Origin of the sequence: Nocardia sp. NPDC051321, from assembly GCF_044455225.1 — a bacterium.
GTDB lineage: Bacteria > Actinomycetota > Actinomycetes > Mycobacteriales > Mycobacteriaceae > Nocardia.
In genome coordinates this window covers 1-20,961 of the sequence record NZ_JBITEM010000029.1, presented here as the reverse complement: position 1 = coordinate 20,961, position 20,961 = coordinate 1, and the positions used below count along the sequence as shown (strand labels likewise).

At 68.6% G+C, this 20,961-nt stretch carries 24 protein-coding genes and 1 riboswitch; of the genes, 19 read left to right on the top strand and 5 right to left on the bottom strand.

Going from position 1 to position 20,961, the window contains the following annotated elements; translation table 11 throughout:
* From ACIA8C_RS42275 to ACIA8C_RS42260, 4 genes are read left to right on the top strand one after another with little or no spacing between them, the layout of a single operon-like run.
* On the top strand, positions 1-1,155 hold the full coding sequence (locus ACIA8C_RS42275) for an 8-amino-7-oxononanoate synthase (protein WP_397145017.1): 1,155 nt from the start codon (positions 1-3) through the stop codon (positions 1,153-1,155).
* Complete coding sequence (locus ACIA8C_RS42270; RefSeq protein WP_397145016.1) at positions 1,152-1,280, top strand: hypothetical protein; 129 nt, start codon at positions 1,152-1,154, stop codon at positions 1,278-1,280. Before ACIA8C_RS42275 ends, ACIA8C_RS42270 begins: the two co-directional genes overlap by 4 nt.
* Positions 1,277-1,951, top strand: coding sequence for a dethiobiotin synthase (gene bioD, locus ACIA8C_RS42265; protein ID WP_397145014.1), 675 nt, complete (start codon positions 1,277-1,279; stop codon positions 1,949-1,951). Before ACIA8C_RS42270 ends, bioD begins: the two co-directional genes overlap by 4 nt.
* 31 nt (positions 1,952-1,982) lie before the next feature.
* Positions 1,983-2,450 (top strand): SRPBCC domain-containing protein, encoded by a 468-nt coding sequence (locus ACIA8C_RS42260; RefSeq protein ID WP_397145012.1) that lies wholly within the window; start codon positions 1,983-1,985, stop codon positions 2,448-2,450.
* A gap of 101 nt (positions 2,451-2,551) precedes the next feature.
* On the opposite strand, the gene ACIA8C_RS42255 is transcribed toward ACIA8C_RS42260, so the two are convergent.
* The 3 genes from ACIA8C_RS42255 to ACIA8C_RS42245 all read right to left on the bottom strand — a co-directional run bounded on the left by ACIA8C_RS42255 (position 2,552) and on the right by ACIA8C_RS42245 (position 5,680).
* The gene (locus tag ACIA8C_RS42255; protein ID WP_397145010.1) at positions 2,552-3,577 is read right to left on the bottom strand and encodes an ABC transporter substrate-binding protein; all 1,026 of its coding nucleotides are present in this window, start codon (positions 3,575-3,577) and stop codon (positions 2,552-2,554) included.
* 172 nt (positions 3,578-3,749) lie between these two features.
* Positions 3,750-4,652: an ABC transporter ATP-binding protein gene (locus ACIA8C_RS42250; RefSeq protein WP_397145008.1), complete on the bottom strand. Its 903-nt coding sequence runs from the start codon at positions 4,650-4,652 to the stop codon at positions 3,750-3,752.
* Positions 4,649-5,680 carry a FecCD family ABC transporter permease gene (locus ACIA8C_RS42245; RefSeq protein WP_397145006.1) on the bottom strand — a complete coding sequence of 344 codons (1,032 nt, stop codon included), beginning with the start codon at positions 5,678-5,680 and terminating at the stop codon, positions 4,649-4,651. Before ACIA8C_RS42245 ends, ACIA8C_RS42250 begins: the two co-directional genes overlap by 4 nt.
* A gap of 55 nt (positions 5,681-5,735) precedes the next feature.
* Positions 5,736-5,793: riboswitch (cobalamin riboswitch) on the bottom strand.
* 114 nt (positions 5,794-5,907) lie between these two features.
* On the opposite strand from ACIA8C_RS42245, the gene ACIA8C_RS42240 reads away from it, so the two are divergent.
* The 5 genes from ACIA8C_RS42240 to ACIA8C_RS42220 all read left to right on the top strand — a co-directional run bounded on the left by ACIA8C_RS42240 (position 5,908) and on the right by ACIA8C_RS42220 (position 11,190).
* On the top strand, positions 5,908-7,077 hold the full coding sequence (locus tag ACIA8C_RS42240) for an alpha/beta fold hydrolase (RefSeq protein ID WP_397145004.1): 1,170 nt from the start codon (positions 5,908-5,910) through the stop codon (positions 7,075-7,077).
* Positions 7,078-7,152: 75 nt separating this feature from the next.
* A complete protein-coding gene (locus ACIA8C_RS42235) occupies positions 7,153-8,247 on the top strand; it encodes an ABC transporter substrate-binding protein (RefSeq protein WP_397145002.1) in 1,095 nt (364 codons plus the stop codon).
* The gene (locus tag ACIA8C_RS42230; protein WP_397145000.1) at positions 8,247-9,107 is read left to right on the top strand and encodes an ABC transporter permease; all 861 of its coding nucleotides are present in this window, start codon (positions 8,247-8,249) and stop codon (positions 9,105-9,107) included. The genes ACIA8C_RS42235 and ACIA8C_RS42230 overlap by 1 nt, the downstream gene beginning before the upstream one ends.
* Positions 9,083-9,844, top strand: a complete 762-nt coding sequence (locus ACIA8C_RS42225; protein ID WP_397144998.1) for an ABC transporter ATP-binding protein — start codon at positions 9,083-9,085, stop codon at positions 9,842-9,844. The genes ACIA8C_RS42230 and ACIA8C_RS42225 overlap by 25 nt, the downstream gene beginning before the upstream one ends.
* A complete protein-coding gene (locus ACIA8C_RS42220) occupies positions 9,841-11,190 on the top strand; it encodes an LLM class flavin-dependent oxidoreductase (RefSeq protein ID WP_397144996.1) in 1,350 nt (449 codons plus the stop codon). The genes ACIA8C_RS42225 and ACIA8C_RS42220 overlap by 4 nt, the downstream gene beginning before the upstream one ends.
* Before the next feature lie 124 nt (positions 11,191-11,314).
* Here ACIA8C_RS42220 and ACIA8C_RS42215 read toward each other — a convergent pair whose 3' ends face one another.
* Positions 11,315-11,899, bottom strand: a complete 585-nt coding sequence (locus tag ACIA8C_RS42215; RefSeq protein WP_397144994.1) for a TetR/AcrR family transcriptional regulator C-terminal domain-containing protein — start codon at positions 11,897-11,899, stop codon at positions 11,315-11,317.
* A gap of 196 nt (positions 11,900-12,095) precedes the next feature.
* On the opposite strand from ACIA8C_RS42215, the gene bioB reads away from it, so the two are divergent.
* The 5 genes from bioB (at position 12,096) to ACIA8C_RS42190 (ending at position 14,945) form a co-directional block, all read left to right on the top strand.
* The gene (bioB, locus tag ACIA8C_RS42210) at positions 12,096-13,139 is read left to right on the top strand and encodes a biotin synthase BioB (RefSeq protein WP_397144992.1); all 1,044 of its coding nucleotides are present in this window, start codon (positions 12,096-12,098) and stop codon (positions 13,137-13,139) included.
* Positions 13,140-13,147: 8 nt separating this feature from the next.
* Positions 13,148-13,375 (top strand): hypothetical protein, encoded by a 228-nt coding sequence (locus tag ACIA8C_RS42205; protein ID WP_397144990.1) that lies wholly within the window; start codon positions 13,148-13,150, stop codon positions 13,373-13,375.
* A 20-nt stretch (positions 13,376-13,395) separates the two neighbouring features.
* Positions 13,396-14,043, top strand: a complete 648-nt coding sequence (locus tag ACIA8C_RS42200) for a DUF2567 domain-containing protein (RefSeq protein WP_397144988.1) — start codon at positions 13,396-13,398, stop codon at positions 14,041-14,043.
* Positions 14,044-14,137: 94 nt separating this feature from the next.
* Positions 14,138-14,671, top strand: coding sequence for a DUF1353 domain-containing protein (locus ACIA8C_RS42195; protein WP_397144986.1), 534 nt, complete (start codon positions 14,138-14,140; stop codon positions 14,669-14,671).
* 97 nt (positions 14,672-14,768) lie between these two features.
* The gene (locus ACIA8C_RS42190) at positions 14,769-14,945 is read left to right on the top strand and encodes a hypothetical protein (RefSeq protein ID WP_397144984.1); all 177 of its coding nucleotides are present in this window, start codon (positions 14,769-14,771) and stop codon (positions 14,943-14,945) included.
* Positions 14,946-14,951: 6 nt separating this feature from the next.
* On the opposite strand, the gene ACIA8C_RS42185 is transcribed toward ACIA8C_RS42190, so the two are convergent.
* A complete protein-coding gene (locus ACIA8C_RS42185; protein WP_397144982.1) occupies positions 14,952-15,710 on the bottom strand; it encodes an NUDIX domain-containing protein in 759 nt (252 codons plus the stop codon).
* 76 nt (positions 15,711-15,786) lie between these two features.
* Here ACIA8C_RS42185 and nadA point away from each other — a divergent pair, with 76 nt between their 5' ends.
* The 5 genes from nadA (at position 15,787) to ACIA8C_RS42160 (ending at position 20,762) form a co-directional block, all read left to right on the top strand.
* Positions 15,787-16,845 carry a quinolinate synthase NadA gene (nadA, locus tag ACIA8C_RS42180; RefSeq protein WP_396989896.1) on the top strand — a complete coding sequence of 353 codons (1,059 nt, stop codon included), beginning with the start codon at positions 15,787-15,789 and terminating at the stop codon, positions 16,843-16,845.
* Between the two features lie 134 nt (positions 16,846-16,979).
* Positions 16,980-17,105 carry a hypothetical protein gene (locus ACIA8C_RS42175; protein WP_397144980.1) on the top strand — a complete coding sequence of 42 codons (126 nt, stop codon included), beginning with the start codon at positions 16,980-16,982 and terminating at the stop codon, positions 17,103-17,105.
* Positions 17,102-18,742 carry an L-aspartate oxidase gene (locus ACIA8C_RS42170; protein WP_397144978.1) on the top strand — a complete coding sequence of 547 codons (1,641 nt, stop codon included), beginning with the start codon at positions 17,102-17,104 and terminating at the stop codon, positions 18,740-18,742. Before ACIA8C_RS42175 ends, ACIA8C_RS42170 begins: the two co-directional genes overlap by 4 nt.
* Before the next feature lie 82 nt (positions 18,743-18,824).
* Positions 18,825-19,685 carry a carboxylating nicotinate-nucleotide diphosphorylase gene (nadC, locus tag ACIA8C_RS42165; protein WP_397144976.1) on the top strand — a complete coding sequence of 287 codons (861 nt, stop codon included), beginning with the start codon at positions 18,825-18,827 and terminating at the stop codon, positions 19,683-19,685.
* Between the two features lie 132 nt (positions 19,686-19,817).
* Positions 19,818-20,762 (top strand): alpha/beta hydrolase family protein, encoded by a 945-nt coding sequence (locus ACIA8C_RS42160; protein ID WP_397144974.1) that lies wholly within the window; start codon positions 19,818-19,820, stop codon positions 20,760-20,762.
* Positions 20,763-20,961 lie beyond the last annotated feature (199 nt).

The following is a 20,961-nucleotide window of genomic DNA, read 5'->3' as shown; positions in this document are numbered from 1 at the left end:
GTGACTACCGATCCGTTGAGTTGGTTGGACGAGCGCGCGTCCGCGCGGGTGGCCGCGGGGCTGCGCCGCGAACTACGTCCCCGTGCGGCGCGGTCGCCGTCGATCGACCTCGCCTCCAACGACTATCTCGGGCTGGTCCGCCATCCCGAGGTGATCGACGGGGCGATCGAGGCGGTGCGGCGCTGGGGTGCCGGGTCGACCGGGTCGCGGCTGGTCACCGGAACGACCACCGATCATGAGCGGTTGGAGACCGAGCTCGCCGAATTCGTCGGTGCCGAAGCAGGTCTCGTCTTCGCCTCCGGTTACGCCGCCAACCTCGGTGCGGTGACGGCGCTGGCGGGGCGGGGCGCGTTGGTGGTCTCCGATGCGGGTAGTCACGCGTCACTTGTCGACGCGTGCAGGCTGTCTCGGGCTCGGGTGGAGGTCGCGGCGCACGGTGATGCCGACGCGGTCGATCGGCTGCTTGCCGCGCGAACCGAGGAGCGGGCGCTGGTGCTCACCGACTCGGTGTTCAGCGCCGACGGTGATCTTGCGCCGCTTGTCGAGCTGCACCGGGTCGCCAGGGCGCGCGGCGCGGTGCTGGTCGTGGACGAGGCGCACGGGCTCGGGGTACGTGGCGACGGCGGGCGTGGGCTGGCGCACGAGCTCGGCTTGGCCGGGGCACCAGATCTGGTGATCACCGCGACATTGTCGAAATCTCTTGCCGCACAAGGTGGTGTGGTGCTGGCCAGTGAGCGGGTGCGGGCGCACCTGATCGATGCCGCGCGCACCTTCATCTTCGACACCGGCCTCGCACCCGCCGCCGTCGGTGCGGCGCGTGCGGCACTGCGGGTGCTGCGCCGTGAACCCGGGCTGGCGGGCCGGGTGCTCGAGCGCGCTGCCGACATCGCGCGGATTGCCGATGTGCCGACGCCGGATTCGGCGGTGGTGTCGGTCGTGCTCGGCAAGGCGCAGGTCGCCTTCGACGCGGCGCAGGCGTGCCGGGCGCGCGGTCTCGACGTCGGTTGTTTCCGCCCGCCGTCGGTGCCGGAGGGGACTTCGCGGCTGCGACTGACCGCCCGCGCCGACCTCACCCCGGCCGAACTCGACACCATCGCAACGGTTCTCGGCGAAGTGCTGGTCCAGGCGCGTGGGCTGGACGTGGTGCGCGCGTGAGTAGCGAGAGTCGTGCCATCGCTCGCGTGCAGCCGTCGCGGAAGGTAGCAGGCAGCATTGCGCTGATCGGTTCCGTATGCCTGTCGCTGATCGCCGCGGCCTTCGTGTTGGCGGTGGCCGCATGAGCGTTGTGTTGATCACCGGAACCTCCACGGAGGTCGGCAAGACCGTGGTCACCGCGGCTGTCGCCGCGATAGCTTTGGCCGAAGGCAGGTCCGTGGCCGTCTGCAAACCGGGCCAAACCGGTATTGCCCCAGGCGAACCCGGTGACCTCGCCGAGGTCGAGCGCCTGACTGGCGTCGCCAGAACCCTCGAACTCGCGCGCTACCCGGACCCGCTGGCACCCGATACCGCCGCCCGTCGCGCGGGACTGCCCGAGTTGACGTTGGCCGAAACCGTCGCTGGGATAGACACGCTCAGCGACGCCGATCTCACCCTGGTGGAGGGTGCGGGTGGACTCCTGGTCCGGCTCGGTGATTTCACCCTGCTCGACCTCGCCCAAAAGCTCGACGCCCCCGTCCTTCTGGTGACCGCGGCCGGTCTCGGCACCCTCAACCACACCGAACTGACCACTCGCACACTGCAATCGGCGGGCGTCCGATGCGCGGGCCTTGTCATCGGCTCATGGCCCGCCACCCCCGACCTGGCCGCCGAATGTAACCGCGTCGACCTCCCTCGCGTCACCGGCGTCGACCTCGTCGGCGCCATCCCCGAAGGCACCGGTTCCTGGGATCGCGACCGCTTCACCGCCGCGGCGCCCGACTGGTTCACCCCCGCCTGGTCCCCTTTCGGCTGACCGTGTGCGCCGGGCGATCTATCGTTGCCCGGTGACCACGACCAGGATTCGATGGCAGGTGCGGGCGCCGCGGGCCGCCGTTTACCGGCTGCTGCTGGACGCCGACGCGGTGCGCCAATGGATGGTGCCGACCGGGATGACCAGCGTGGTGCACGAGTTCGACGCGCGCGAAGGCGGGTTCTACCGGATCTCACTCACCTACGACGAGCCGACCGGCACCGGCAAGACCACCGCGCAGACCGATACCTTCCACGGCCATTTCGCGCGACTGGTGCCGGACGAGCAGGTGGTCCAGATCGTCGAGTTCGAGACCGGCGATCCGGCCATGCGGGGCGAGCAGACCATCACTTACACCCTCACCGACATCGAGGACGGCACCGTGATCGACGCGGTGCACGACGGTCTGCCCGCCGGCGTCGCTCCGGAAGACAACGAACTCGGCTACCGCATGTCCCTCACCAAGCTCGCCACCCTCGCCGAAACGGGCACCGTCGGCTAGCGGTAGCTCGCCGCGCACAGTCTCTCGGCGCGCGCACGAATTAATGGCGAAGACGTGCGCATCAGCGAGCCCCTGCGCGGCGGGCGCAATGGTGTGGCGCGTCAGCGGATGGTGTCGTCGGCGCGGGGCTGGATGGGGGACACGGGGACGAGGTTCCAGCGTTCGAGCTGCTTGCGGATCTGTTCGGCGGCGTCGATGTTGAGCGGCCCGCTGGTCCACATGGCGTAGGGGAGGTTGAGGAAGCGGCCCTCGGTGACGGCGGGGAGCTGGTTGATGCCGGGCTTGGCGCGCAGCGCCTCGACCTTCTGGGCGAAGGTTTGCGGCGGGTAGTCGACGAACATGATGGCGTCGGGGTCGGCGGCGGCCAGGCGCTCCCAAGACACCCTTGCCCAGGTGTCGGGCACGTCACTGAGCGCGTTGCGGCCGCCCGCGGCGTCCAGGATCGCTTGCGGCGCACCGAAACTGCCGCTGGACATCAGCGAGTCGGTGGCGCTGTCGAACAGGAAGATGGTCGGCTTGCGCTCGGCCTGCGGTGCGCTGCGCAACGCCGCGAGCCGCTGGTCCAGGTCGGCGGTGACCGCGGCGGCGCGGTCGGTGCGTCCGGTGATGGCGCCGAGATTGGTGAGGTCGTCGCGCAGCGCGGTCCACGGCTCGACGATGCCGCGTTGGCGCTCGCCATTGTGCTGACGGCAGCTTTCGGTGAGCGTGTAGGCCGCGATTCCGGCCTTGCTCAACGACTCCGGGGTGAGATTCTTGGCCTCGTCGTACCCGTAGTTCCACCCCGCGACCATCACATCAGGTCCCTGGGCCAACACGGTTTCCCGCGAAGGGTATTCCGGCGCAACGGACTTCAACTGATCCACCACCGGCCCATAGTGTCTGCGCAACGTGTCCGCATCCCGCTGCACGCTCGACACGGCCGTCACCTGGTCCTGCGCCCCGAGCGCAAGCGCCATCGAGATCAGGTTCCCATCGTTGACGAACAACCGCTTCGCGGGCGCCGGAAACCGCACGTCCACATCACAATTGCGGATCGTGAGATCCCCCGCGGTCGTTTCCTGCGCGCTACACCCGGCCACCGCAGCCGCCAGCGCGACCGCGACCAACACTCGGACAGTGTGCTTCATAAATTCACCTCTCGAGGTAACCAACAGTTCGACTAGTCATCCGCCAACGGAACGCACCCCGCGCCGGACGCGTGCGAGCGGGAGATGGTGGCGGCGAATCGCGGATAAGTCCGCCGTGCAGTCCCGTTCGCGGATGTCCTGGTCAGTTGTCTGCCATGTCTGGCGTCCGGGGTCATGGGGCCGGCTCGCGGGGAGTGATCAGGAGGTGGGGGTCGCCGGTTTCGGGGTGCGGGACACGGAGGGCGCGGACGCCGAAGACTCGGTCGACCACCTCGGGGGCCAACGCGGTGGCGGGCGGGGTGAGCGGATGGGCGGTGTCGTTGTGCAGCAGCAGGATTCGGTCGCAGTAGCGGTCGGCGAGGGCGAGGTCGTGCAGTGCCATGACGACGGTGCGGTTCAAGGTGCGGGCCAGGGCGAGGAGTTCGAGGCGGTGGGTGATGTCCAGGTGGTTGGTCGGCTCGTCGAGGAGCAGGACCGGGGTGTTCTGCACGAGTGCGCGGGCAAGCAGTACGCGCTGGCGTTCGCCACCGGAGAGCCGGTGGACCGGGCGGTCGGCGAATCCGGCCAGGTCGACCGTGGCCAGTGCCTCCTGGACAACCCGCTGTTCTTGCGGCGAACCGGCACCCCACGGCGGCAGGTACGGCGTGCGTCCCAGCGCCACCACCTCGCCCACCCGCAGGTCGGCGGGCGGGCGCTCGTCCTGGGCCACCATCGCCACGGTTCGTGCCCGGCGCCGCGACGACAGTTCGTGCAGCACTTGGCCGTTCACGATCACCTGCCCGCGCACCGGTCGACGAACGCCGGCGAGGGTGTGCAGCAGCGTTGTCTTACCCGTGCCGTTCGGCCCGACGATGCCGATCGTCTCCCCGGCCTGGATCGCGAAGGTCACGTCGGCGATCACGGTCCGTCGCCCGGCGGCACACGCGAGCTCGCGCACCTCCAACGTCCCCGCATTACTGCGGATTTCGGTCTTCCCGCCCACCTGCGGCCCGCCCACGGAGTTCTCGAGAGTTCCGGCGGCGCGGCCGTGCTCGAGTTGGTGGGCGTTCGGCTGACGGTGGTTGCGGCCGTTCATGATTCACCGAACCGATAGCGTCGTCGTCCCATCAGAATCAGGAACGCGGGGGCACCGATCAGCCCGGTCAGCACGCCGACCGGGATTTCGGTGGGACGGACCAGGATTCGGGTGGCCGCGTCGGCGACCACGAGGAACAGTGCGCCGCAGAGGGCGCAGGCGGGCAGCAGGCTGCGGTGGCGCGGGCCGACCAGCAGGCGAGCGGCATGCGGCACCACCAGGCCGACGAAGCCGATGCCGCCCGACACCGCGACGAGCACCCCGACCAACACCGCGAGCAGCAGGAACAGGCCGATGCGCAGTTCCTTGATGGGGACGCCGAGTGACGCGGCGGTATCGGCACCGACGGTCAGCGCGTCGAGCCAGCCGCTCGCGAGGAACAGGGCGCTGCCCGCGAGCGCGACCACGCTCAGCGGCAACGCGATTCGCGTCCAGTCAGCTCCCGCGAGACTGCCGAGCAGCCAGAACAACACCGACTGGGCGGCCGCCGGGTCGGGACGGCGAAAGATGAGATAGCTGCTCAACGCGGCGAACGCGGAGCCGAGCACGGTGCCGGTGAGCACCAGCCGCAGCGGCGTCAGCCCGCCCTGCGCGACCGCGATCAGGAACACCAGCCCCGCCGCGACGAACGCGCCGGCCAGCGCCCCGCCGGACAACGCCCACACCCCGGCACCGGCGAACAGCCCGGAGGTGATGACCGCCGCCGCACCGACACCGGCGCCCGAGGAGACACCGAGCAGGTAAGGATCGGCGAGCGGATTGCGCACCAGGGTCTGCATGGCGGCCCCGGCCAGCGCAAGCCCCGCGCCGACGATCGCGGCGAGCACCGTGCGCGGCACCCGCAGCTGCCACACGATCGTGTCGAGGCCGAAGTCGGTCGGAGTCTGCCCGGTGACCCGGTGCCGCAGCACCGCCAACACCGAAGAGACCGGCAGGGTTTCCGCGCCGAAACCGGTCGCGAGAATCATCGCGCAGATCAGCAGCGCCCCGAGGACAGGGAAGATGAGCGCCGCGCGGACACGGCTCATCGGTTGAGCTCCACAGGCAAGTCGCGGCCTCTCCAGAGTTGTCCGGCAGGGGAGGTCTGACTCTCGCCGTGAGGGCGATCACAGTGGCGCGACCGTTCCGGGATTGCACCGGATTCTCGCACCCGCCAGGGATGACGGCAGAACTCTACCGGTCGGTCGGGTTAACACCCGCCGCCGGGTCGCGAGTGGAATGGCAGCCGTCGATACCCTTACGTACGGTGGGATAGATGTCGCCGTTCGATGACCGGCACCCGTCCACTGTCTCGGACTGGGACGACGCGCGACGCAAAGCCCGGCTGCGGGACACCAACCTGTGGCACGAGTGGAAGACGTTGCGCCGGACCAGATCGGCAGTCCTGCGGGTGGTTGTATTGCTCGCCGCCGTACTGGTCGTCTTCGCCCAGTACCTGACCTTCGACGTAAAACCCGAACAAGCGCGCCTGGCCCGCACCGACCCCGCGATCCTGCCCGTCGCCCCGCCCACCGATCCCAAGAACTGGGACACCGTGGTGGTGGATATGGTCGGCCTCGGCGGCCTGGACGCCAGCGCGACCGCCGCCGCCTTGCCCTCGCTGCGCGGCATGGGCGTGGTGTGGGCCATCCGCTACGACAACGAAGGTATCGACACCAAGGTGATCGCCGACCTGATCGTGCGCGCCGCCGAGCTGTCCGGACTGAAGAACATCGTGCTGGTCGGGCACTCCATGGGCGGCGTGATCGCGCTGGAGGTCGCCAAACACGTGCACCTCGACAGCGATCGCCGCCTGGTCGGGGTGATCCTGGACTGCACCCCGGTGGACCTGAACGCGGTCCGCCCGGAGAGCCGCGGCGCGGGTGAGGACATGGTGCGCTGGATGCGCTGGCTGCCCGGTGCGCGCGAGAGCAGGCTGTTGCGGCTTGCGGTGGAAACCTATGCGCGCCGCGACCGTTTCGTCTGGCACGGCGGCGGTGGCGTGCCGCCCGGCATCCGCTTCGCTGAGCTCGGTGAGGTGCTCCAGGAAGTGCTGCGGGAGAAGATATTCTCGCGCAACGCGGCGAGCAACGGGCTGATCGAGACGCAGTTCACCGCGATCGTGGCCGGTGGTGCGACGAACGATCTGCGGGCACTGGCCGCGCCCGCCAACGGAAAGCCGCGTCCCGCCATCGTTTTCATCCGCCCGCGCGATCCGGACGCGGACCGGGTGGTCGACGTCGAGTACTCGCATCGGGTGCTGATCGAGCAGTCCGGTGGCGTGGATGGCACGCTGTCGGTGGTGCTCGCGCGAAACACCGGGCACGCCAACCCGATGCAGCGCCCGCGCGAATACAACACGTTCATCGAACAGCAGATAGTGCCGTTCATCCAGCGCTTCCAGGCGCAGGTCCGGGGTGCGCCGCTCGCGGCGGCGCCGAGGTAAGCACCCGGTAGACCAGTTCGAACCAGCCTGAAACAAACGGTGTTCGGGCCGTTTTTGTCTTGTTTGAATCCGTGTATGTACCGACCACGCACGTTTTTGTTCGGCCGCCATGGCCGCACCACCGCCGCATTGCTCGCCGTGGCAACCGTTGCGACCCTCGGACTCACCGGCTGCACGAACAACGACAAGCCGGTCGGTCCCGTCGCCGCGGACACGCCACTGCCCGTTGAAGTTCCAGCTGGAACCAAGTTGGTTGTCGCCGACCAGTCCGAGCGGCTGCAGCAGGTGCTCCGGGTGTCCGGCGAGCTGGACAAGCTGCCGTTCAAGGTCGAGTTCGCCAACTTCACCGGCGGCCCGGCCATTCTCGAAGCCTTCCGCGCGGAAGCCGCCGACGTCGCGCCGGTGGGCGACGTGCCGCCGATCCACGCGCTGATCGCCGGGCAGGATGTGCCGATCGTGGCCGCTTACCAGACCAGCCCCACCGCACTGAAACTCGCGGTGGCGCCGGGGAAGTCGGTGGCCACGCTCGCCGATCTGAAGGGCAAGAAGATCGCCTACGCCGAGGGCACCGCACAGCAGGCGGCGGTGCTACGTGCGTTGGCCGGTGCCGGGCTGAAACCCGGTGATGTCCAACTGATCCGGTTGCAGCTCGCGGAGTTCCTCGACGCCGTGCGCACCGGGCAGGTCGACGTCGCGCCGCTGGTCGAGCCGAATGTCACTCGGTTGCTGCGGACTCCGGGCGCCTCGCTGATTCCGGATGCCCAGGCCGCCGGAATCTACGGTGGCCTCGGCTACCTGTACGCGCGCCGAGCGGTGGTGCAGGATCCCGCCAAGGCCGCCGCGACGCGTGCCCTCGTCGGTGCCTTCGTGCGCGCCTTCCAATGGTCCAACACCCATCAGGAGGAGTGGGCGCGCAAGTATTACGTGGAGAACCAAAAGGTCAGTCCCGAGGACGCCAAGCGCATCGTGGATTCGCTTGGCACCTTCATTTTCCCGCACCTGGATCAGCAGCTCATCGATCGGCAGCAGGCCACCATCGACGCCATCGCCAAGGCGGGTGAGCTGCCGAAGAAGGTACAGGCGGCCAACGGCTTCGACCTGCGTTTCGACGCCGCGGTCACCGAGGCGGTCACCGCGAGCGGCGCCGCGTTCGCACCGAAGGAACGCTGATGGCCACGCTGGACGCCGGAGTATGGCGCCGGCTCGGCCGCGATCACGCACCGGCGCGGGTGCTGGCCAAGCGCAAGCCCGCCCGGCCACGGCTCGGACCGGGGCGACCGATTCCGTTCGGTGCCGCCATCGGGCCGACGCTGCTGATCCTCGCCTGGGCGCTCGGATCCGCCTCCGGCACACTGGATTCGGAGACGCTGCCCGCGCCGTGGACGGTCGCCGCGACCGCCGGTGACCTGATCTCGGACGGCAGGCTGCAATCCAATCTGCTCACCTCGGTGCAGCGCGCCGGTATCGGACTGACCATCGGTGTCCTGATCGGGCTGGTGCTCGCGCTGGTTGCGGGCCTGAGCCGGATCGGTGAAGCGTTGGTGGACGGGCCGATTCAGATCAAGCGCGCGATTCCGACGCTCGCGTTGATCCCGCTGTTCATCGTGTGGTTCGGCATCGGCGAGGAGATGAAGCTGGTCGTGATCACGACCAGCGTGGCGATTCCGATCTATCTGAACACGCACGCCTACCTGCGCAGTGTCGATTCCAGGTATGTGGAACTCGCACAGACGGTTGGTCTTTCGCGCTGGGGTTTCATTCGCCGGATCGCGCTGCCAGGAGCGCTGCCCGGCTTCTTCACCGGACTGCGGCTCGCGGTCACCATCGCCTGGCTGGCGCTGGTGGTGGTCGAGCAGGTGAACGCCACCAGTGGCATCGGTTATCTGATGACCCAGGCCCGCACCTACGGGCAGATCGACGTGATCGTGGTCGGGCTCGTGATCTACGGCCTGCTCGGGCTTTTCGGCGATCTCGCCGTCCGCGCGGTGGAAAGGAAGGCGCTGTCATGGCGACAGACATTGGCGGACTGAGCGTCGTCCGCACGCGGGAATTGCGGCGCGGATTCGGCGAACGGGTCGTGTTGCGCGACATAGACCTCGATATCGCGCGCGGGGAATTCGTTGCCCTGCTCGGGCGTAGCGGCTCGGGCAAGAGCACGCTGCTGCGGGCGCTCGCGGAACTGGACTACGACGTCCCTGGCTCGGGCGAACTGACCGTTCCCACCGAACGTGCGGTGGTGTTCCAGGATTCGCGGCTGCTGCCCTGGATTCGCGTGCTCAACAACGTGACCCTCGGCCTGAGCGGGCCCGGTGCCGCCGAACGCGGTCGCGCCGCGCTCGCCGAGGTCGGCCTTGCGGGTCGGGAAAAGGCCTGGCCCAGGCAGCTTTCCGGTGGTGAACAGCAACGCGTGGCGCTGGCTCGTTCGCTGGTGCGGGAGCCGGAGTTGCTGCTGGCCGACGAACCGTTCGGCGCGCTCGACGCGCTCACCCGGATCAAGATGCACGCGCTGCTGCAAGACCTGTGCGCCAAGCATCGACCCGCCGTCCTGCTGGTCACCCACGACGTCGACGAGGCGGTGCTGCTCGCGGATCGCGTGCTCGTGCTGGACGAGGGCCGCATCGCCATCGACCAGCGCATCGACCTGGAACATCCACGCACACATAGTGATCCGGCCTTCGTCCGGCATCGGTCACTTTTGCTCGCCAGCCTCGGCGTCGGCACCGATCACTTGCCGAGCCACCACGTAGAAGAGAAGCAAGCCTCATGAGTACTCCGCGTCAGCTCAGCCTCAACGCGTTCATCTACCCCGGCGGTCACCACGAGGCTGCCTGGCGGCACCCCGACAGCCAGCCCGACCGGATCTACGACGTCGACTACTACCAGGAGATCGGCCGCACCGCCGAGGCCGCGAAACTCGACGCGGTGTTCTTCGCCGACGGGCCCGCGCTGCGCACCAACGTCAAGCACAACGCGGGCTCCGGCCTGGAACCGATCACCCTGCTCACCGCCATCGCCACGGCGACAACGCATCTCGGGCTGATCGCCACCGCGTCGACCACCTACTACGAGCCCTACAACCTGGCGCGGCTGTTCTCCACGCTGGATCACCTCTCCCGCGGCCGGGCCGGCTGGAACATCGTCACCACCGGAACCGACCTGGCCGCCGCCAACTTCGGTCTCGACAAGCACCCCGATCACGCCGAAAGATACGCGCGGGCCCGGGAATTCGTGGATGCCGTGGTCGCCCTGTGGGACAGCTGGGAGGACGACGCCATCCTGCTGGACCAGGCGAGCGGGGTGTACGCCGACCCGAACAAGATCCATCCGATCGACTTCGTCGGTGAACACTTAAGGGTGCGTGGGCCGTTCAACGCGCCGCGCACGCCGCAGGGCTATCCGGTGCTCGTGCAGGCGGGTGCGTCCAACGAAGGTCGTTCGTTCGCGGGCAGATACGCCGAGGCGATCTTCACCGCCCATCAGCGACTCGAGGACGCGCAGGCGTTCTACGCCGACATCAAAGCGCAGGCACAGGGTTTCGGCCGCAACCCGGAGCACGTGAAGATCCTGCCAGGTATCAGCCCGTTCATCGGCGATACCGAGGCGGCGGCCAAGCGGCTGGAGCGCGAGTTCAACGAGCTCACCGTGCCGGAATACGGTCTGACGCAACTGGAGAACATCGTCGGCAAGAGCCTGCGTCACCTTCGGCTCGACGAGACGGTTCCGGTGGATCTGTTCGACGACGCCGGTGACGTCACCGACAATGCCCGCAGTCGCCTGCAGGTCGTCGCGGGCATCGTGCAGCGCGAGCGGCCGACGGTGCGCGGGTTGCTGCACAAGCTGGCCGGTGCGCGCGGGCATCGGGTGTTCGCGGGCACTCCCGAACAAGTAGCCGACACCATCGAGGAGTGGTTCCGTAGCGGGGCGGCGGACGGTTTCAACGTGATGCCGCCGTACTACCCGGGCGGACTGGAAGTGTTCGCCGAGACCGTCGTGCCGATCCTGCAGGAGCGCGGCCTGTTCCGCACCGAGTACACCGGCACCACACTGCGTGACCACTTCGGCCTGCCGCGTCCGGCGGGCCGGTCCGCTCGCCACCCGGCCCTGGCACCGTAAGGCGCACCGAAACCGACTGTCCCGCAGGGGCATAGGCTATTCCGCGTCGATGCGTCCGCAGTGGGCGGCGCACATCGGCCTGAGCGCGCCTCGTCTGCGGCGAGTTAGAACACGCGCGGCGAGGTCAGCGGACCCGGGTGCCGAGGAGGTGGCGGACGCCTGCGATGAACAGTTGCAGGCCGAAGTCGAAACGGGCAGTGGGGTCCGGGGTTTCGTCGATCGGGGTTTCGTCGTCGGGGAGCGCGCCTGCGGAATCCATCTGCATCCTGGACTGTTCGTCGACGGTCTGGCCGAGGACGTAGTACAGCAGCGTGAACGAGGCGAGTTCGGCTTCGGGGCGCGGCATGCCCGCGCGAATGGCCGCGCTGGCCAGGCGTTCCCGGCCCTTGCTTGTGGTGAGCCTTGACGCGTAGGTGGCCGAGACCAATTCGGCGCCGTCGCGGTAGGCGAGCAGGCAGTCGCGCAGCCGGTGCGCCAATTCGCTGACCTGGCCGGACCATTCGGTGGCGACGATCGGGTCTTCCATCGGCAGCAGGATCTTGTCCGCGACCGCGCCGAGCAGGGCCTGTTTGTTGGGGAAGTGCCAGTACAGCGCGCCGGGTTGCACCTGGAGCGAGCCGGCCAGTCTGCGCATGGTCAGGTCGGCGAGACCGTACTGGTCGAGGATCGCGACGGCACCGTCGACCACGTCCGCTCTGTGCAGTTGCACCCGAATTCCTTCCCTGTCCGATGGTGGCGCTCGCGGCCGCCGTCGTGGTTACGCAGGTTACCGTCGGCGCCCCGTGCGGCCCCCGTTGCGGGTGGCGTACCCGGCCCGCAGTGTTTTGACTCACTGTCGGGTCTATCCTAGCCTGAACACCGTTCAAGTTGCCCGGCCACCTCGGCCGACCGAAGGGATTCGCGCAGTGACCCAGGCTTCCGTCGACACCTACTCAGCCACCCCACCGTCCGCCACCCCCGGGATCCTTGCCGTAGCCCGCGACCAAGTCCTCGACCGCGGCGAAGGCCTGACCCAGGAGCAGACCCTCGAGGTGCTCCGCCTCGGCGACGACCACCTCGAAGAACTGCTGGCCCTGGCGCACGAGGTGCGGATGAAGTGGTGCGGCCCCGAGGTCGAGGTCGAGGGCATCATCAGCCTCAAGACCGGCGGCTGCCCGGAGGACTGCCACTTCTGCTCGCAGTCCGGCCTGTTCCAGTCGCCGGTGCGCGCGGCCTGGCTCGACATCCCGAGCCTGGTCGAGGCCGCCAAGCAGACCGCGAAGACCGGTGCCACCGAGTTCTGCATCGTCGCCGCCGTGCGCGGCCCGGACGAGCGGCTGATGGCGCAGGTCGCGGCGGGCGTCGAGGCGATCCGCAACGAGGTCGACATCCAGGTCGCGTGCTCGCTCGGCATGCTCACCCAGGACCAGGTCGACCAGCTCGCCGCCATGGGCGTGCACCGCTACAACCACAACCTGGAGACCTCGCGCTCGCACTTCCCGAACGTGGTCACCACGCACTCCTGGGAAGAGCGCTGGGACACGCTGCGGATGGTGCGCGAGGCGGGCATGGAGGTCTGCTGCGGCGGCATCCTCGGCATGGGCGAAAGCCTGGAGCAGCGTGCGGAATTCGCGGCGAACCTGGCCGAGCTCGAGCCCGACGAGGTGCCGCTGAACTTCCTCAACCCGCGCCCTGGCACCCCGTTCGGCGACCTAGAGGTGCTGCCCGCCGCCGACGCGTTGCGCGCGGTCGCCGCGTTCCGGCTTGCCTTGCCGCGCACCATACTTCGCTTCGCGGGCGGTCGTGAGATCACCCTCGGCGACCTCGGCGCCAAGCAGGGCATCCTCGGCGGGATCAACGCCGTGATCGTCGGCAACTACCTGACCACCCTCGGCAGGCCCGCGGAGGCGGATCTCGATCTGCTCGGCGAATTGAAGATGCCGATCAAGGCGCTCAACGAAACCCTTTAGGGAGACCCATGAGTAATGTCATGGGCATGGACGAGCGCTACAACCCGTTCACCGGCAAACGGATCGTGCCCGGCCTCGATGACGCCGTGCCCGCGGCCGCCGCGCTCGGCCTGGAGCCGCCGCGCTTCTGCGAGCACTGCGGTCGCCGGATGATCGTGCAGGTGAGCCCCGACGGCTGGTGGGCCAAGTGTTCCCGGCACGGCCTGATCGACGCGGCCAGTCTGGAACTGCGCTAGTGCAGGCGTCGCGGAGCGGGATGCGGCGCGAGGTGCGCGCCGCCGTGGTGATCGCGGTCGCCGTGATCGTGGTGAGCGCGCTGGCCGGTGCGGGCTGGGGTCTGCTCGCGCCGACCGAGCAGCTGTTCGTGGTCGAGCCGGGCCGGGGCGCGGTGCTGACCGGGGAGAGCGGGCACCAGTTCGACGCGGTGGCCATGTTCGTGTGCTTCGGCGCGGTGGCCGGGGTGCTGAGCGCGGTCGCCGCGTGGCGGTGGCGCGGGGTGCGCGGGCCGCTGTTGCTGATCGGGCTGCTGGTCGGCTCGCTGATCGGCGCCGTGGTGATGGCGCGCCTCGGCGAGCAGGTCGCCGAGTGGTATCACCCGCGGCCGCACGATCCGCCGATCGGGCAGATCGTCGAGCTGCCGACCGAGGTCGGTACCTGGCTGGCGCTGGTCGTGCAGCCGCTGCTGGCCTCGCTGCTGGTGCTGTTCTTCGCGGCATTGAATTCGTCGGAAGATCTGGGCGCGGGTACCGCCGTCGAGACCGGATCGTTCGATGCGGCAGGCACGTTCGGACCTTACGGCGTCGCGTCGTACCCGGCAGGCACGGGCCCGCTCCCTTACGGTAGTTACGAACCGGCCGGCGAGGCCGGTTCCGGTTCGCTGCCGGAGACTCGTCCCCACCGCTGAGGCGTTGTCCGAACCGTTGCCCGCGGGACGGCACATGCGTACCAAAAGAGCCTAGAATTGCGGGACACGCTGTGCGTTCAGAGAGGAACGGGTCGTGGCGTTCGTCGGTAGCGGGCCAATCGTCGAGGAACTCGACGCCAAATTCTGGCGAGTGGTCGAACCGCTCGTCTATCAAGGGAGTTCCGAGGAATTCGTGATCCCCGCGGGGTTCCGCACGGACTTCGCCTCGGTGCCCCGGGCCCTGGTGTGGCTCGTTCCCCGCTACGGCGCCTACACCCGCGCCGCCATCCTGCACGACTTCCTGCGCAGCTCGCACGCGGTGAGCATCGCGGACGCCGACGGGATCTTCCGGCGCTGCCTGCGTGAACTGGGGGTCGCGGTGCCGCGCCGCTGGATGATGTGGGCGGCAGTGCGATTGGCCAGCGGCCTGAGTGGCGCAACCCCCGGCGACGTGGCCACCTGGGTGCTGATCGCCGTGCCATCCATTGCGTTCCTGGCGATTCCAGCGATCGTCGTGCAGGTCTTCCTGGTGCTGTTCTGGTTGGTGGAGCTGGTCTTCTGGGGAATCAACCGGCTGTTCACGCACACCGCGACCCCGCCACCGCAGCCACAGATGAAAACCGCCTGAACTGGCTGTCAGCCGGAATAATTGGGTGGAGCGGGGGCTGGGTGTGGGGGTACCGTCCATCGGTTGGCTCAGTAGACCTGTGGAAGGAGGTCCGGCGATGAACGAGCACAAGTCGGCGGCGGATCTGCCCGATGCGCAGGTGCGGGAGCGGGCCGATCTGATTGCCTGGCGACGGCGAGATGCGTTGCGGCGCAGTAGTGCCGCGCAACCGGTGGCGAACAAGCGGCGCTATCGGCGGGGGAGTAAGCATCGCAAGACGATCGCCGAATCGTAAGATTTCTCAGGTCGGTGGGCGCAGGGCGGCGAATTCGTCGGTGACGCGGATGCCGGAGTCGGTGTAGCGGTAGACGGCCGCGGGACGGCCGCCCGCACGGCCAGGGGCCCGGGTCTTGCCGGTGGGCGTGATTACCTTGCGGCGGCTGAGGACTCGTTGCAGGTTCGTCGTGTCCACATCGTAACCAAGTGCGGCACAGTAGATTTCGCGCAGCGTGGACATGGTGAAATCGGCGGGGGCGAGCGCGAACGCGATATTCGTGTAGGAGAGCTTGGCGGCCAGGCGGGTGCGGGCGTGGTCGACGACGGTGCCGTGGTCGAAGGACATGGGTGGTAGCGCGGAGAGCGGGTGCCAGGCGGTGTCGTCGGGTAGCCGCGGGTCTGCTGTCAGCGGGACCAGGCCGAGGTAGGCCGAGGCGATGCGGCGCGGGGCCGGGACGCGGTCGGGGGCGCTGAAGACCGACAACTGCTCGAGATGGGCCAGTTCGCGCACATCGACCTTCTCGGCGAGTTGGCGGCGGGCCGAGGTGTCGAGGTCCTCGTCGTCGCGCAAACGGCCGCCGGGAAGGGACCAGGTGCCCTTTTGCGGGTCGAGGGCGCGTTCCCAGAGCAGCACCGCCAATTCGGTCCGCTGCCCAGGTCGGCACCGACCGATTACCTCGTTTCCAGCGTCGGCAGGGCTGGGACCTGCGGCGATGTTCGCGGGGAAGCGGCGAACCTGGAACACCGCAGTGAGCGATTCGTGAAGAGTGCTACTATGGGCCACGTTTTCGATTATAAGTCGAAAACCTGGTTTGGTGCGAATCGGCGGAGTAGCCACTCGCACGACGAAGGGAGCCATCATGGCGACGATGGGTGCGAAACTGGCGCCTCCGCTGATGGGGCAGGTGTTCGACGGGCCGTCGGGGTTCAGTGGTGTCGAAGCGACCCCCGAGTGGGCACAGGAGATCAAGCGACTGGCCCGCGAACGAAACGCGACGATTCTCGCGCACAACTATCAGTTGCCGGAGATTCAGGACGTGGCCGACCACGTCGGCGACTCGCTGGCACTGTCCCGGATCGCGGCCGAGGCGCCCGAGGACACGATCGTGTTCTGTGGCGTGCACTTCATGGCCGAGACCGCGAAGATCCTCAGCCCCGCCAAGACCGTCCTCATTCCCGATCAGCGGGCAGGCTGCTCGCTCGCGGATTCCATCACCGCGGACGACTTGCGTTCCTGGAAGGCCGAATTCCCGAACGCGGTAGTGGTGTCGTACGTGAACACCACCGCGGAAGTGAAGGCGCTCACCGACATCTGCTGCACCTCGTCCAACGCGGTCGACGTGGTCGCCTCGATCGACCCGGACCGCGAGGTGCTCTTCCTGCCGGACCAGTTCCTCGGCGCGCACGTCAAGCGGGTCACCGGCCGGGAGAACATGCACATCTGGGCCGGTGAGTGCCACGTGCACGCCGGCATCAACGGCGACGAGCTGACCGAGCAGGCGCGCACCCACCCGGACGCGGATCTGTTCGTGCATCCTGAATGCGGTTGCGCCACTTCGGCGTTGTACCTGGCGGGCGAGGGCGCGTTCCCGGCCGAGCGGGTGCACATTCTGTCCACCGGCGGCATGATCGACGCGGCCAAGCAGGTGCGCGAGCAGCGCGGCCAGGCGACCCAGGTGCTGGTCGCCACCGAGATCGGCATGCTGCATCAGCTGCGAAAGGCCGCCCCCGGCATCGACTTCCAGGCCGTGAACGACCGGGCCTCGTGCAAATACATGAAGATGATCACCCCGGCGGCACTGCTTCGCTGCCTGGTCGAGGGCCGCGACGAGGTCCATGTCGATCTGGAAACCGCTGCGCGCGGACGTAATTCGGTGCAGCGGATGATCGAGATCGGCACGCCGGGCGGTGGTGAATGACGCCGACCTCCGCCTTCGTCGGTGGTGGTTGGACAGCTAGTCGGCGCGACGGACTCGGCGGTCGGCCCGGTGCAAGCCGGGGGCGCCCGCCGGGCAACCGTTCTCGCCTCGGCACGGATAGAGAGGCACGGGCCATGACCCCAGTGTCGATCGACCGGAAGGCCGCGGCCGATCCGGTTACCGGCGGCAGCGCCGGAGCAAGCAGTCGGGCCTACGCGGCCCGGCGGCCGCGCCACGCGCGGAACGGCATCGAGGCATGACCTCGGTGTCGATCGGCTGGGAAACCGACGCCGATCTAGTCGTCATCGGCGGCGGCGTCGCCGGGCTGACCGCCGCGCGGACCGCGTCGCTGCGCGGGCTGCGAGTGCTCACGCTGAGTAAAGGCGGCGCCACCGATACGTCGACGCAGTACGCCCAGGGCGGGATCGCTGTTGTTGCGCCGGAAGGTGATTCGGTGGAATCACACGTGCACGACACCGTCGAGGCCGGTGCCGGGCTATGCGATATCGACACCGTGCGATCCATCGTCGAGGGCGGGCAGGCCGCGGTCGCGGCGCTGACCGACCTCGGCGCGGTGTTCGATCTCGGCCGGGACGGGCAGATTTCGCGGACCCGCGAAGGCGGGCACAGCACCCGGCGCATCATCCACGCGGGCGGTGACGCCACCGGTGCGGAGGTGCAGCGGGCGTTGAACGCGGCCGGGTTGCCGGTGCTGTTCGGCGCGGCGGCCTGCGAGATACTCACCGGCGCTACCGGTGTGCAGGGTGTTCTCGCGGTGTCGGACAAAGGATTCGGCGTAATCCACGCACCGGCGGTGTTGTTGGCGACCGGCGGTCTCGGCCAGCTGTACGCGCTCAGCACCAACCCGCCCGGTGCGACCGCCGACGGCGTCGCGCTCGCGCTGTGGGCCGGCGCCGCGGTGGCCGATCTGGAGTTCCTGCAGTTCCATCCGACCGTGTTGTACACACCGGGTGGGCTCGGACGGCGCCCGCTGATCAGCGAGGCGGTACGCGGCGAGGGCGGCATTCTGGTGGATTCCGAAGGAGATTCGGTGACCGCCGGGGTCCACCCGCGTGGCGATCTGGCGCCCCGTGATGTGGTGTCACGGGCCATAGCGGCTCGGATGCGTGCGCTCGGTACGGACCACGTCTACCTCGACGCGCGGGCCATCGACGGCTTCCGGCAACGGTTCCCGACGATCACCGCCTCCTGTCGTGCCGCGGGCATAGATCCGGGTACCGACCTGATCCCGGTCGCTCCGGCGGCGCATTATCAGTGCGGTGGCGTGGTGACCGACCCGCACGGGCGCACAGCGGTGCCCGGTCTCTACGCCGCGGGCGAGGTTGCGCGAACCGGCCTGCACGGCGCTAATCGGTTGGCGTCCAACAGCTTGCTCGAAGGTCTCGTCGTCGGCGAGCGAGTCGGTGTGGCGGCCGCCGAACGTCTCGGCGAGCGAGTTCGAGTGACCGACGTACCTACGCGGGTCACCGAACGCGCGGATCGCGCTGTGTTGCAGCAGCTGATGACCGACCATGCCTCGGTCGTACGGGACCGCGCCGGGTTGGACGAGGCGATCAAGCGCATGAAAGACGCGGTGACGCAACGCGAGACAGTGCGCGAAGCGGCTTCGGACGAACTGGTCGAACCCTCCATCGGCGACGTGTCGGGCGGAACGCGGGCCGGGCGTCCGGCATCGGACGAGATCGCCACGCGCATCGCGGGCATCGAGGACGCCGCGCTCACCCTGACGGCGCGCGCCTTGCTGCTCGCCGCCTCCGCCCGCACCGAAAGTCGCGGCTGCCACACCCGATCCGATCACCCCGAGCCCGACGACCGCTTCCGCCACAGCATGCCGGTAGTGCTGGACGCGGACGGTCGCCCTCGGCTCGACCAATAACCCGACCGGTGTCGGCGAGTGGCAAACAGGCCAAGGTGTGCCACTCGATCCCGGTACGTACGAGTAGATAGAGGAGTGGTTGATGGCTCTGGATAGCGGATTGGACAAGGATGGGGTAGTCGCCCTCATCCGGACCGCGCTCGACGAGGACTTGCGTTACGGCCCGGACATCACGACCGCGGCGACGGTGCCCGCCGACGCGGTGGTCAAGGCGTCCGTGGTGCCGCGGCAGCCGGGGACGGTGGCCGGGCTCGATGTCGGACTGCTGGTGCTCGACGAGGTGATCGGCGCGGGGAACTACGAGGTCACCGGCCGCGTCGCCGACGGAACCCGGGTCACCCCCGGGCAATCCGTGCTCACCGTGGTCGCGCCGACCCGCGGCCTGCTCACCGCCGAACGCACCATGCTCAACCTGGTCTGCCACCTCTCCGGTATCGCCACCGCCACCGCCGCCTGGGTCGATGCGGTCGCGGGAACGAACTGCAAGATCCGGGACAGCCGCAAGACCCTGCCCGGTCTGCGCTCGCTGCAGAAGTACGCGGTCCGGGTCGGCGGCGGGGTGAATCACCGGATGGGTCTCGGCGATGCCGCACTGATCAAGGACAACCACGTCGTCGCGGCGGGCTCTGTGGTCGAGGCCCTGCGTGCCGTGCGCGCGCTGGCTCCCGACATCGCCTGCGAGGTGGAGGTCGACAGCCTCGAACAGCTCGATGCGGTCCTCGCCGAAAACGTGGAACTCGTGCTGCTCGACAACTTTCCGCTGTGGCAGACCCAGGCCGCCGTGCAACGCCGCAACGCGGTGGCGCCCGATACGAAGCTGGAATCCTCGGGTGGGCTCGGCCTCGAGGTGGCCGCCGAATACGCGGGGACCGGCGTCGACTATCTCTCCGTCGGCGCGCTCACTCATTCGGTGCGGGTGCTGGATCTGGGCTTGGATATGTAGCGGAACGATCTCGGGTGGCGATCAAAAGATGTGTTGTCTCGTCTCGGCCGCTTTCCCGTTGATACACAGTGCAATCGCGTCGGCGGGTATCGCCTGCTCGCCTCGCTGCTGACGATCGTGACAATGCTCGCGATGTCGTGGCTCGGTGCGCCGTCGGCGGCGGCCGAGCCCGACTGCGCGGGGGACGTGGCGATGCGGCCGATCGCCGTCGCCGTCGACGGGGAGCAGTCGAACGGGTGGGCTTATGAGCCGTTTCAGTGCGCGCCCGGTGATCTCGCGCCGCAGCGGTTGATCATCGCGGTGCACGGCTTCAACGAGAAGTCCAGCGACTACCCGGACGTCATGTCCTCGATCGCGCGGCGAACCGGCGCGGCGCTGCTGACACTCGATCAGCGCGGCGGGGACAGTGTGTGGAAAACGGGGGAGTGGAATCCCTGGGCCGGTTGGCACGACGTGGTGGCCACGGCGCAGTGGTACAAGAACGAGCATCCGTCGGTCGGCAAGACGGTGCTGTGGGGGTGGAGCCAAGGCGGCATGACGAGCGGGCTGGCATTGGCGTACGGACCTGCCGGGCTGTTCGACTATTGGGTCGATACCGCGGGACCGTCGAACACCGTCGACTACTGGAATCTCGGCAACACGCTGGGGCTGCCGCAGGTATCGCAGATCGAGCGGGACGCCGGAGACTGCGCACCCGCGGTCTGTCCGCAGGCGTATGCCGACCGGTCCACGGCGGCGCTCGCGTCGAAGATGACCGCGCAACGCGTGTTCCTGGTGCACGGCACCGCGGATCCGATTGTCCCGTACCAGCATTCGCTCGACCTGAAGGCGGCGCTCGCGGCGGCGGGGCAGTCGTACTCGATGTACACGGTGGTGACCGGGCGTGGTCCGGACGGGGCTGTGTTGCCCGGTACACACTGGATCGGTCCGGTCTGGTTCCAAGGGGCCTGCGTGGTGGAGCGCGTGCTCACGGATCTTGAGCCGTTGGCTGGGGTCGCTCGCGAATACGTCACCGATGTGCTGGCCGGCGTCGACACCGCGCCCGCCCCACCACCAGGCGCGACCTGCGCTGCGTGATGTTGCCGCAGCGCGCGTGCCATCGGCGCCGCGTGATCCGCCGCTATGCCGCGCGCCTGGTCAATTGGCTGAATCGAGGGGGAACCAGTGCTGTTCGGCTCTCGCTTGGGTTCAAGGGGTGGATGCAACACCGATGAGAATCGAGCTGTTGTATGCCTCAGCAGAGTCTGCCGCGGTCGTTGCGGCGAGTGTTCTGGGA